The organism is Methylobacterium sp. B1 (assembly GCF_000333255.1).
Lineage (GTDB): Bacteria > Pseudomonadota > Alphaproteobacteria > Rhizobiales > Beijerinckiaceae > Methylobacterium > Methylobacterium fujisawaense.
This window is the reverse complement of sequence record NZ_BACT01000318.1, coordinates 1-10,997: the sequence shown is the minus strand read 5'-3', so window position 1 is coordinate 10,997 and position 10,997 is coordinate 1. Positions and strand designations below refer to the sequence as shown.

The window sequence follows — 10,997 nt, the reverse complement described above, 5'->3', positions numbered from 1 at the left end:
TTGTTCAAAGCTATTTANTTAAGCTCGATCAGGCTATTGGCACGGTCAATCTCGATCATTCCCGCGCCAGAACATCTCGTATTACATAACGTATGTAAGGGGAGACCACCCCCGGTTCAGGGCGCTGGGCAGGCGCCTCCGGCCGGGCACCGTGCAAGCGTCCCCGGTCCGGCGGTCGCGGCCCGTGCGGCCTCACGAGGATGCCGCACCGACGTCCCGGAGCTCAGAGGAGCCCGGCTCGGCGGGCGAGCATGATCGCGAAGGCGAGGCAGGCGGCGAGGCTGACCCCCAGCATGGCGACGTTCGTCCAGAAGCGCACCGGCCGGCTGGAGCCTTCGATCCCGCTGGCGCGCAGTCGGACCCACGGCACATACAGGTAGAGAGCGATCAGCGTCAGGATCAGAAACGCGAAGGTGCCATGGGGGCACCGGGTCGACCAGCCCCTCCGTCATCGCGAGCACAGCGAAGTGACTCAGGGCTAGCGGCATACGTTAGCGTGGTGCCGACTGGATTGCTTCGCTCCGCTCGCAAGGACGGCGGCGTTGACATCAGGGAAGGCGATCACCGCCCCTTCACGGTCGCCTCGTCCGCCGCCCAGAGGTGCTGCGCCGCGTAGGCCCGGAACGGGCGCCACGCCTCGGCCCGGGCCAGGAGCGCCGCCGGGCTCGGACGCCCGGTGCGGCTCTCCAGCGCTCGCAGCAGGCCGACATCGCCCACCGGCAGGGCGTCGGGCAGCTTGAGCGCCCGCATGGCGATGTACTGCGCCGTCCAGGGACCGATCCCGCGGATCGCCGTGAAGCGGAGCACCGCGGCCTCCAGCGACTCCGCCGGGGCGAACAGGTCCGGATCGGCCAAAGCCGCCGCGGCCAGCGCCCGGATCGCCGCGCCGCGGGCCCGCGGCATGTTGAGCGCCAGGGCGATATCCGCCTCGACCAGATCCGCCGGCGTGGGAAAGACGTGGGTCAGCCCGCCCAGCGGCTCCGCGAGGGGCGTCCCGAACGCCGCCACCAGCTTGCCCGCGAGCCCGATTGCGGCCGCCACAGAGACCTGCTGACCGAGGATCGCCCGGCAGCCGGTCTCGAACGGGTCCCAGGCCCCGGGGAGGCGCAATCCCGGCCGCGCGGCGACGAGCGGGGCCAGGACCGGATCGCCGACAAGGCAGGCCGCGATGGCGCCGGGATCGGCGTCGCAGTCGAAGAGGCGGCGCAGGCGCCCCGCGACCGCCTCGGCGTGCCCGGCCTCGACGCCGCGCAGCGCGACGTGCAGGCAATCCGCGCCGGGCGCCACCGTCAGGAGCCCGTGCCGCCCCGCGATGCTGATCGTGCGGGCGTAGGCCGCCACGGGATCGGCCGCCTCGACGCCCGGGATCGCCCGCTTGGCGAGGAACGCGCGGATCGCCGCCCAGTCGTAGGGCGGCCGGACGGGCAGGCGGCGTTCGATCGCCCCCGCAAACACGAAGGGCGGCCTCTCGGCCGCCCCGTCGCTCGCGTCACAGGACAGGTGCTCCTGCCTCAGCCGCGCTGGTCGACCGGCACGTAGTCGCGCTGGGTCGGACCGACGTAGAGCTGGCGGGGACGGCCGATCTTCTGCGACGGATCCTCGATCATCTCGGCCCACTGGGCGATCCAGCCGACCGTGCGGGCCACGGCGAACAGCACCGTGAACATGTCGGTCGGGAAGCCCATCGCCTTGAGGGTGATGCCCGAATAGAAATCGATGTTCGGGTAGAGCTTCTTCTCGATGAAGTACTCGTCCTTGAGGGCAATCTGCTCCAGCTCCATGGCGACGTGGAGCAGCGGATCGTCGGTCTTGCCGAGCTCCTTCAGCACCTGATGGGTGGTGCTCTGCATGATCCGGGCGCGCGGGTCGTAGTTCTTGTAGACCCGGTGGCCGAAGCCCATCAGGCGGAACGGGTCGTTCTTGTCCTTGGCCTTGGCGACGTACTTGCCGACGTTCTCCGGGGTGCCGATCTCCATCAGCATCTTGAGCGCCGCCTCGTTGGCGCCGCCATGGGCCGGGCCCCACAGGCAGGCGATGCCGGCCGCGATGCAGGCGAAGGGGTTGGCGCCCGAGGAGCCGGCGAGCCGCACCGTCGAGGTCGAGGCGTTCTGCTCGTGGTCGGCGTGCAGGATGAAGATCTTGTCGAGCGCCCGGGCGAAGACCGGGTTCACCTCGTACTCCTCGCACGGCACCGCGTAGCACATGCGAAGGAAGTTCGAGGTATAGTCGAGGTCGTTCTTCGGGTACACGAACGGCTGGCCGATCGAGTACTTGTAGGCCATCGCGGCGAGCGTCGGCATCTTGGCGATCATGCGGATCGACGCGATCAGCCGCTGGCTCTCGTCCGTGATGTCGGTCGAGTCGTGGTAGAAGGCCGAGAGGGCGCCCACCGAGGCGACCATCACGGCCATCGGGTGCGCGTCGCGGCGGAAGCCGGTGAAGAACCGGTTCATCTGGTCGTGCACCATGGTGTGGCGCGTGACCCGATACTCGAAATCGGCCCGCTGGGCGGCGGTCGGCAGGGCGCCGAACAGCATCAGGTAGCAGGTCTCGAGGAAGTCGCCCTTCTCGGCGAGCTGCTCGATCGGGTAGCCGCGATAGAGCAGCACGCCCTCGTCGCCGTCGATATAGGTGATCTTCGATTCGCAGGACGCCGTCGAGGTGAAGCCCGGGTCGAAGGTGAAGGCGCCGGTCTGGGCGTAGAGCTTGCCGATATCGATCACGTCCGGCCCGATCGTGCCGGATTTCACCGGCAGCTCGATCGACTTGCCGTCCACGGTGATGGTGCTGGGTGCGCTCATGGATCGTGGACCCTTCTCTGGCGACGTGGCGGATGCCGGGCTCGGGCTGCCCGAGTCGGTCCCGGGGGCCTGAGCACACGCATTATGCTGCGGGTGCTCACAGGCATGGGTTACCCAAACGGCACTGCAGCAGCAACGGGGTCGGTGACAACCCGACCCCGACGCCAAGCAAATTCCACCAAGCGCAATTCGAGCCGGGGCCGGCAGTTCCCCGGCTACGCCCGGTGGCTTCAGACCTGCGGCACCTGATCGCCCAGGCGGGCGAGGGTTTCCGCCCGGCCGAGCACCGCCATCACGTCGAACAGGGGCGGGGAGGTGGTGCGGCCGGTCAGCGCCGCGCGCAGGGGCTGGGCCACCTGCCCGAGCTTGCAGCCGGCGTCCTCCGCGTACTGGCGGACCGCACCCTCGGTCGAGGCCGCATTCCAGTCCGGCAGCGCCTCGAGCACCGGCCGCACCCCGGCGAGCCGGGCGCGGCCCTCGTCGGAGAGGAGGGCGCGGGCCTTGTCGTCCAGCGCCAGCGGCCGCTGGGCGTAGAGGTAATAGGCGCTGTCGAGGAGCTCGATCAGCGTCTTGGCCCGCTCCTTCAGGCCCGGCATGGCCTGGGTGAGCTTGTCCTTGAGGTCGGGCTGCAGCGGCGCCGACAGGCCGCGCCCGGGACCGACATTGGGCAGGATCGTCTCGATCGCCGCGACGAGATCGGCATCGGTGCTGGTGCGGATGTAGAGGCCGTTGAGGTTGGCGAGCTTGGCGAAGTCGAACCGCGCCGCGGAGCGCCCCACCGCGCCGAGGTCGAAGGCCGCGACCATCTCCTCGGTGGAGAAGACCTCCTGGTCGCCGTGGCTCCAGCCGAGCCGAACGAGGTAGTTGCGCAGGGCCGCCGGCAGGTAGCCGAGATCGCGATAGGCCTCGACGCCGAGCGCCCCGTGGCGCTTCGAGAGCTTGGCTCCGTCCGCCCCGTGGATCAGCGGGATATGGGCCATCCGGGGAATGTCCCAGCCCAAGGCGGAAAAGATCTGGCTCTGGCGCGCCGCGTTGGTGAGGTGGTCGTCGCCGCGGATGATCTGCGTGACGCCCATGTCGTGGTCGTCGACCACCACGGCCAGCATGTAGGTCGGCGTCCCGTCCGAACGCAGCAGGACGAGGTCGTCGAGGTCCTTGTTGGCCCAGGTCACGCGGCCCTGGACGGCGTCCTCGACGACGGTCTCGCCCTCGGTCGGCGCGCGCAGGCGGATCACCGGCTTGACCCCGGCGGGGGCCTCGGACGGGTCGCGGTCGCGCCAGCGGCCGTCGTAGCGGGGGGCGCGGCCCTCGGCCCGGGCGGTCTCCCGCATCGAGGTCAGCTCCTCGGCGGTGGCATAGCAATGGTAGGCACGGCCGGCCGCCAGCAGCTCCTCGGCCACGGCCCGGTGGCGCTCGGCCCGGGCGAACTGGAACACCACGTCCCCGTCCCAGTCGAGGCCGAGCCAGGACAGGCCGTCGAGGATCGCGTCGATCGCGCCCTTGGTGGAGCGCTCCCGGTCGGTATCCTCGATGCGCAGCAGCATCTTGCCGCCGGTGTGGCGGGCGTAGAGCCAGTTGAACAACGCCGTGCGGGCCCCGCCGATATGCAGGTAGCCGGTGGGCGAGGGGGCGAAGCGCGTGACGACGGCTGAGGACATCGGTCCGGTATGTTCCGGGGCTGGTCGCGGACGGAGCGCGACGGACGGCGAAGGGGCGGCGGAGCGGCGAGGGGCTCGACAGGGCGCCCGTAGCACGAAGCACCGGCTGTAGCACGAGCCGGAGGATGCGTTAAGAATCGCCCGCAGAATCGCCCGGCCCCGAGACAGGTCGCGCGGAACGGGGCGGCGGCGATGCGGCGGATCGGCGCGAGGCTGGCGGGCGGCGCGGTGGCGCTGGCCGGCCCCCGCGCGCCCGCCCTCCCGGTCATCCGCCACTGGGTGGCCGAAGGCCTCGCCCGGGACGCCGAGCAGCGCCGGCTGTTCCCCTGGCTGGCGGTGGCCTTCGGCGGGGGGATCCTGGTCTGTTTCGCGGCGACCGACGGCGCGCCGAGCTTGGCCGCGCCCCTTGTCGCCGCCGCCCTTGCCCTGGCGCCGATCCCGCTCCTCGGCGCGCGCCCTGCGGCGCTGGCGGCGGTGCTCGCGGTGGCGGCCGCGTTCCTCGGCTTCGCGGCGGCGGCCTGGCGGGTCTCGGAGGTCGCCGCCCCGGTCCTCAACCGCACCACCATCGGCCCCCTCATCGGAACGGTCGAGGCCCTGGACGAGCGCGAGGTCGGCGCCCGGCTGCTGATCCGGGTGGAGAGCTTCGCCGGCCTCGCGCCGGAGGCGCGGCCCGCCCGGGTGCGGGTGTCATTCCGCAAGACGCCGACCCCGCTTCCCGGGGACGTCGTCGCCGCCACCGCCCGGTTGTTGCCACCCCCGGAGGCGGCCCGGCCCGGAGGCTACGATTTCGCCCGAGACGCCTACTTCCAGGGGATCGGCGCGGTGGGCTCGCTGGTCGGGGCGGTCACGATCCGGGCGCCGACCGAGCCGCCGCCCCTCCGCCTGCGGCTCGCCGCCACGCTCGACGCGGCCCGGAACGGGCTCACCCGCCGGATCGCGGAGGCCGCCGGCGGCCAAGCGGGCGCGGTGGCGGCGGCCCTGGTGACCGGCAAGCGCGGCCTCATCGGCCCGGCGACCAACGATGCGCTGCGCGCCGCCGGAATCTACCACGTTGTGTCGATCTCGGGCCTCCACATGGTGCTGGCCGCCGGCGTGGTGTTCTGGCTGGTGCGGGCGCTCCTCGCGCTGGTCCCCCATTGCGCGCTCCTCTGGCCGATCAAGAAGATCGCGGCCGGCTTCGCCATGGTGGGCGTCACCGCCTACTGCGCCTTCTCGGGCTGGGACATCGCCGCCGAACGCTCGCTGATCATGACCCTGATCATGCTGGGCGCGATCCTGGTGGACCGGCCCGCCCTGTCGATGCGCAACCTCGCCCTCGCGGCGCTGATCGCCCTGGCCCGGGAGCCGGAGGGCCTGCTCGGCCCGAGCTTCCAGATGTCCTCGGGCGCCGTGGCCGGGCTGATCGCCTGCGCGCGGCTGATCGACGGGCGGCTGTTCGTGCGCCCCGGGGCGGGCCGGCTCGGTCGGCTCGTCGGTAGCAGCCTCTCGGCGGTCACCGGGACCCTGGCCACGACCCTGGTGGCGCAGGTCGCGACCGCACCCTTCGCCACCTACCATTTCCAGACGATCCAGCCCTTCGGCCTCGTCGGCAACGCCCTGACCCTGCCGCTCGTCTCCCTCGTGGTGATGCCCTCCGCGGTGATCGGGATCCTCGCCTATCCCTTGGCCCTCGACCGCCCGATCTGGTGGCTGATGGGTCAGGCGGTGGGGGGCATGCTCGCCGTCTCCCAGTGGATCGCCGGGTTCGAGCGGGCCATCGTGGTCGTGCCGGCCTTCGGCACCGCGGCGCTGTTCCTGCTGACCGCGGGCCTGCTGCTGGCGACGTTGCCGGCCTCCCGCCTGCGCTGGCTCGCCGTGCCGCCGATCCTGCTCGGGCTCGTCGTCGCGGCCCGACCCGACCGCTACGACCTCTATGTCGATCGGCAGGGCGCGGGAGCCGCGGTGCGGGGGCCGGACGGACGGCTCGCAGCCCTCGGCAGCCCGTCCGGCTTCGTCCTCGAACAATGGCTGAAGGCGGACGGCGACGGACGGGGAGCCGGGGCAGTGATCGTCCGATCGGGCAGCGGCCGCTGTGACCGGCTCGGATGCACCGCGCGCTTGCCGGACGGACGGGCGGTCGCCCTGGTCCGGGACCGGCGGGCCTTCCCGGAGGATTGCGCCCGCGCCGCGGTGCTGATCACGGGCCTCGTGGCCCCTCCGACCTGAACCGGCCCCCTGGTGATCGACCGGCGCGTCCTGGCCGCCCAGGGCGCCGTCGCCCTCAGGTCCGACGGCGAGAGCTTCGTCGCCCGTCACGCCCGGGCCGATGGCCGCGCCGTGCCCTGGCGACCACGCTCGGGACACGGGTCGGGGCCGCCACAACCGGTCACCGCGCCCTCCGCGGAGGCCCGCGCCTCTGACGACGGGGCGACAACGCCTCCGGAAACCGATGCGTCGGGCGGGGACCTCGCCCCCGGCGACGCGCCGGCCGAGCCGCTTCAGTAGCGGCGGACGAGGCTGACGAGGCGGCCCTGGATCCGGACCCGGTCGGGCCCGAGGACGCGCGTCTCGTAGGCCGGGTTGGCGGCTTCCAGGGCGATCGAGGAGCCGCGGCGGCGCAGACGCTTGAGCGTCGCTTCCTCGTCGTCGATCAGCGCCACGATGATGTCGCCGGTATTGGCCGTGTCCTGCTTGCGGATCACCACGAGGTCGCCGTCGAGGATGCCGGCCTCAACCATCGAGTCGCCGCGCACCTCCAGGGCGTAGTGCTCGCCGCCGGCCACGAAATCCGGCGACAGGGTGATGGCATGGCTCTGGTTCTGGATCGCCGAGACCGGCGTACCGGCGGCGATCCGGCCCATCACCGGGATCGAAATGGCACGACCGGCGTCGTCGATCATCCGTGTGCTGGCCGGGGCCGGCGGCGGCTTGGACTTGCCGCCCTCGACCACGCTCGGGGTGAAACGGCGCGGCTCGGCCGGGGCCGAAGATGGGGCCGAAGATGGGACCGTCTGGCTCAGGCTCTCGGGGATGCGGATCACCTCGATGGCGCGCGCCCGATTCGGCAGGCGCCGGAGGAAGCCGCGCTCCTCCAGGGCCGTGATCAGCCGGTGGATGCCGGATTTCGACTTGAGGTCGAGGGCGTCCTTCATCTCGTCGAAGGACGGCGGGACGCCGCATTCCTGCATCCGGCTCTGGATGAAACGCAGGAGGTCCAGCTGCTTGCGCGTGAGCATCGAAGGGGGACTCGCGGCTTGGCAGACCGCCCCGTGACGGTCTCTGAAACAAATCACGAACAGGTTAAACGTTCCGCAAGTGTTCCGCAAGGGCGGCACCGCTACGCTTGGCGCGTCGCTCCGCGCTCGCGGGAGCAAGGTCGAGAAACGCATTGACGGCGCAAGCGGAGCCGTTTCAATGCACCGCGGCGCCCCGCCGGGAAGGCGGCGGATCCGGGCCGCGGGCTGGGACCCTCTTGGGATGACGAGGATGCGACGACCCGCAGCTCTGCTGCCCCTCGGCCTCGCCGCCCTCGGCCTCGCCGGCTGCACCACCGGGTTCTCCTACATCTCGCGGAACTACGTGGCGCTCACCCCCCAGGTGGTGACGATCGGCTGCAAGGAGCCCTACGAGGTCTACGACAACCGGCAGATGCGCCGGATGCTGATCGTCTCGAACGCCCTGCGCGAATATACCGGCTGCAACCTGAGCGAGGCCCGGATCGATCCGGAGCCGGACGCCACCCGGGTGAAGCGCTTCCGCACCGCCGCCCGGGCCTATCTCGACGAGACCGTGCGCGAGGATTGCCGGATCACCGGCGAGACCGTGTTCGATCCGCTGAAGACCGAGTTCGCCTACGCCTGCGACACGCCGATCGAGAAGCGTGGCACCGTGGTCCCCCGCCTGCCCGGCCGCAATCCCGGTCTCGCCCGCTGACCGACCGGCGGCGCGCCGTCAGGCGCCCGGCTTCGGGAAGGTCCGTTCCGCCGCGTCGCCGGCGGCGGCGAGCAGGGCGCGGGCGAAGGCCCGGGCTTCCGCCCGGTCGAGAACGATCGCGGCGGTGACCGGCGCGCCGCCGAGGTCGGCCAGGGCGAGTTCCAGGCGCACCCCGTCGGGCACGGCGGTCGCCTGCAGGCTCCAGCCGGAGCCCCGATCCGTGCTCTCCGCCATCACATGTTCCTCCCGCCTGCCCCGGGAAAACGCCGCAGGCGCCCGCCGGAACCGGCCGTGCGCGGGACTGTTCCCGAGCCGTGCCCAGCGCTTCCCTGCCTCGCCTGTCCGCTTACCTCAAGGCCGCAGGCCCGGGACTCGTGGTGATGCTGGCCGATACGGATGTCGGAAGCCTCCTCACGGCGGCCCAGAGCGGGGCGCGCTGGGGCTATTCGCTCCTGCTCCTCCAGATCCTGCTGGTGCCGATCCTGTACGTCGTCCAGGAGCTGACGGTGCGACTCGGGACCGCCACCGGACGCGGCCACGGCGCGCTGATCCGGGAGCGCTACGGGCCGGCCTGGGCCTGGATCTCGTACGGCGGCCTCGTGGTCGCCGGCATCGGCGCCATCGTCACGGAATTCTCCGGCATCGCCGGCATCGGGGACCTGTTCGGGGTGCCGCGGCTCGTGAGCCTCGGCCTGCCGGCCTGCCTGCTCCTGGGGCTCGTCTTCACCGGGAGCTACCGGCGCGTCGAGGTCGTGGCGATCGTGGTCGGCCTGTTCGAGCTGGTCTTCGTCGGGCTCGCCGTCGCGGCGCGGCCGAACCTGCCCGAGATCGTCGCCTCCTTCGGGGACATGCCGCTGGGCGACGGCCAGTTCCGGGTGCTGATCGCGGCCAATATCGGCGCGGTGATCATGCCGTGGATGATCTTCTACCAGCAGTCGGCGATCGTCGATAAGGGCCTGGGCTGGGAGCACGCGCGGCGCTCGCGGCTCGACACACTCGTGGGTGCGGTGGTCTCGCAATGCGTGATGGGCGCGATCCTCGTCGCCGCCGCCGCCACGATCGGCAAGGCCGGGCAGGGTAGCGCGAAGGGGCTGGAGACCGTCGGCGATCTCGCGGGCGCCTTCACGCCGGCCCTGGGGCCGTGGCTCGGGCAGGTGGTGTTCGGGGTGGGCATCATCGCGGCGGCCTTCGTGGCGCTCAACGTCGTGGCCCTGGCGCTGGCCTGGGGGTTCGGCGACGTGACCGGCCGGCCGCACTCCCTGGAGCAGTCGCCCCGAGAGGCTCCGGCCTTCTACGGCGCCTTCGCGCTCGCGGTCGCGGCCGGCGCGGTCGCCGTGCAGCTCGTGCCGGATCTCGTGGCGCTCAACATCGCCGTGGAGGTGATGAACGCGCTGCTCCTGCCCCTGGCGCTCGGCCTGCTGATCCTCCTCGCCACCCGGGCCCTGCCCGAGGGGCAGCGCGTGGCGGGCGTCTATAAGGGGGTGGTCTACGCGGTGTCGGGGATCACGATCGCGTTCGCGATGGTCGGCGTCCTGGACGGGGTGGGCCTGCTCTGACGCGATTGACGCGGGGCCTCCGATGATGTCTCCCGCGGGCTCCGATCAGGTGGAGTTCGAACATGCAAGAGATCTGGTTCCGCACGGGCGAGGCCACGGTGCTGGCGGCCGAGGGCCAGTACACCGACGCCATGCCTGAGGTGCTGATCGGCTCGGTGCGCGGTCCGGTCGGCCAGGCCTTCGCGTCGATGATGGGGCAGGTCCAGGGCCACACGCGGATGTTCGTGGTCCGCGACCTCAACCAGCTCGTGCGCCCCGCCACGATGATGACCACCAAGGTCACGATCCACACGGCCGAGTATGCCGAGCTCCTCGGCGGCGTGGTCCAGGCCGCCACCGGCGACGCGATCGTGGACTGCATCATCGAGGGCATCCTGCCCAAGGACGGGCTCGACGAGCTGTGCATGATCATCATGATCTGGCTCGATCAACGCTGCGCCGAGGACGACAACCTCGACCAGAAGGACCTCTACCGGACCAACTACGAGGCGACGAAGCTCGCCATCGCCCGCGCCCTCAAGGGCGAGCCGACGGTGGACGAGCTGATCGCCAACCGGAAGACCGTGAAGCACTACGCCCTGGACGGCGTGATCGAGTACTGATCGGCCTCTTCGCGCGCATCCTGCCGGGGTCGATATCGCATCACCCCGGCGGGATGCGCCCCACCGAGCACAGGGTCCGCATCGCGGTGCTGCCCGGGTCAGTGTAGCAGGAGGCCGACCAGCCGTTCTGCTGGATGAACGACTTGCGCCGCTCCGACAGCGCGGTCCGGTAGGCGCTGGCGATGATCGGCTCGACGGTCGCGGCCGGCTCGCCGACCAGGATCTCGGAGGCCACCGACAGGTCGCGGAAGAAGGTCGCCGAGGGGGCGGGCTCGGCCGAGGTCGCCTGCACGATCGGCTCGGCCCGGCAGGTCACGTCGAACTTGATCGGGCCGGCCATGCGGATGTCGATGCTGGGGCCCGCCCGCTTGCCGACCTTGCCGCCGATGGCGCCGGCGATCTGGCGGGTGAGGTCGTCGCAGCTGTCGGCCCGGGCGGCCTCCGCCCAGAGGAGCAGGGCCGCGCAGG

At 71.6% G+C, this 10,997-nt stretch carries 9 protein-coding genes and 1 pseudogene; 4 read left to right on the top strand and 6 right to left on the bottom strand.

Features of this window, described 5'->3' with window-relative positions; all coding sequences use genetic code 11:
* Positions 1 to 561: 561 nt before the first annotated feature.
* From I53_RS09330 to gltX, 3 genes are all read right to left on the bottom strand, one after another.
* Positions 562 to 1,455 (bottom strand): AlkA N-terminal domain-containing protein, encoded by an 894-nt coding sequence (locus I53_RS09330; RefSeq protein WP_043349589.1) that lies wholly within the window; start codon positions 1,453 to 1,455, stop codon positions 562 to 564.
* Between the two features lie 56 nt (positions 1,456 to 1,511).
* Positions 1,512 to 2,801 (bottom strand): citrate synthase, encoded by a 1,290-nt coding sequence (gene gltA, locus I53_RS09325; protein WP_012319002.1) that lies wholly within the window; start codon positions 2,799 to 2,801, stop codon positions 1,512 to 1,514.
* A gap of 230 nt (positions 2,802 to 3,031) precedes the next feature.
* On the bottom strand, positions 3,032 to 4,459 hold the full coding sequence (gene gltX / locus I53_RS09320; protein ID WP_043349587.1) for a glutamate--tRNA ligase: 1,428 nt from the start codon (positions 4,457 to 4,459) through the stop codon (positions 3,032 to 3,034).
* 192 nt (positions 4,460 to 4,651) lie between these two features.
* Here gltX and I53_RS09315 point away from each other — a divergent pair.
* A pseudogene (locus I53_RS09315) lies at positions 4,652 to 6,943 on the top strand (ComEC/Rec2 family competence protein).
* Here I53_RS09315 and lexA read toward each other — a convergent pair.
* Positions 6,937 to 7,674, bottom strand: a complete 738-nt coding sequence (gene lexA / locus I53_RS09310) for a transcriptional repressor LexA (RefSeq protein ID WP_043349585.1) — start codon at positions 7,672 to 7,674, stop codon at positions 6,937 to 6,939. The pseudogene I53_RS09315 and the gene lexA overlap by 7 nt on opposite strands.
* 250 nt (positions 7,675 to 7,924) lie before the next feature.
* Here lexA and I53_RS09305 point away from each other — a divergent pair, with 250 nt between their 5' ends.
* Positions 7,925 to 8,371: a hypothetical protein gene (locus I53_RS09305; protein WP_043349584.1), complete on the top strand. Its 447-nt coding sequence runs from the start codon at positions 7,925 to 7,927 to the stop codon at positions 8,369 to 8,371.
* An 18-nt stretch (positions 8,372 to 8,389) separates the two neighbouring features.
* Here the strand turns inward: I53_RS09305 and I53_RS09300 are convergent, their stop codons facing one another.
* Positions 8,390 to 8,605 carry a hypothetical protein gene (locus I53_RS09300; protein ID WP_043349581.1) on the bottom strand — a complete coding sequence of 72 codons (216 nt, stop codon included), beginning with the start codon at positions 8,603 to 8,605 and terminating at the stop codon, positions 8,390 to 8,392.
* An 80-nt stretch (positions 8,606 to 8,685) separates the two neighbouring features.
* Here I53_RS09300 and I53_RS09295 point away from each other — a divergent pair, with 80 nt between their 5' ends.
* A complete protein-coding gene (locus tag I53_RS09295) occupies positions 8,686 to 9,927 on the top strand; it encodes a divalent metal cation transporter (protein WP_043349578.1) in 1,242 nt (413 codons plus the stop codon).
* Between the two features lie 62 nt (positions 9,928 to 9,989).
* A complete protein-coding gene (fae, locus tag I53_RS09290; RefSeq protein ID WP_020092273.1) occupies positions 9,990 to 10,529 on the top strand; it encodes a formaldehyde-activating enzyme in 540 nt (179 codons plus the stop codon).
* 40 nt (positions 10,530 to 10,569) lie between these two features.
* Here the strand turns inward: fae and I53_RS09285 are convergent.
* A partial coding sequence (locus tag I53_RS09285) for a hypothetical protein (protein ID WP_043349573.1) occupies positions 10,570 to 10,997 on the bottom strand: 428 nt, incomplete at its 5' end.

Bases quoted from the DNA above. Each gene is read 5' to 3' on its own strand.
- gltA (WP_012319002.1), bottom strand. From the start codon at position 2,801: ATGAGCGCACCCAGCACCATCACCGTGGACGGCAAGTCGATCGAGCTG.
- gltX (WP_043349587.1), bottom strand. From the start codon at position 4,459: ATGTCCTCAGCCGTCGTCACGCGCTTCGCCCCCTCGCCCACCGGCTAC.
- lexA (WP_043349585.1), bottom strand. From the start codon at position 7,674: ATGCTCACGCGCAAGCAGCTGGACCTCCTGCGTTTCATCCAGAGCCGG.
- I53_RS09305 (WP_043349584.1), top strand. From the start codon at position 7,925: ATGCGACGACCCGCAGCTCTGCTGCCCCTCGGCCTCGCCGCCCTCGGC.
- I53_RS09300 (WP_043349581.1), bottom strand. From the start codon at position 8,605: ATGGCGGAGAGCACGGATCGGGGCTCCGGCTGGAGCCTGCAGGCGACC.
- fae (WP_020092273.1), top strand. From the start codon at position 9,990: ATGCAAGAGATCTGGTTCCGCACGGGCGAGGCCACGGTGCTGGCGGCC.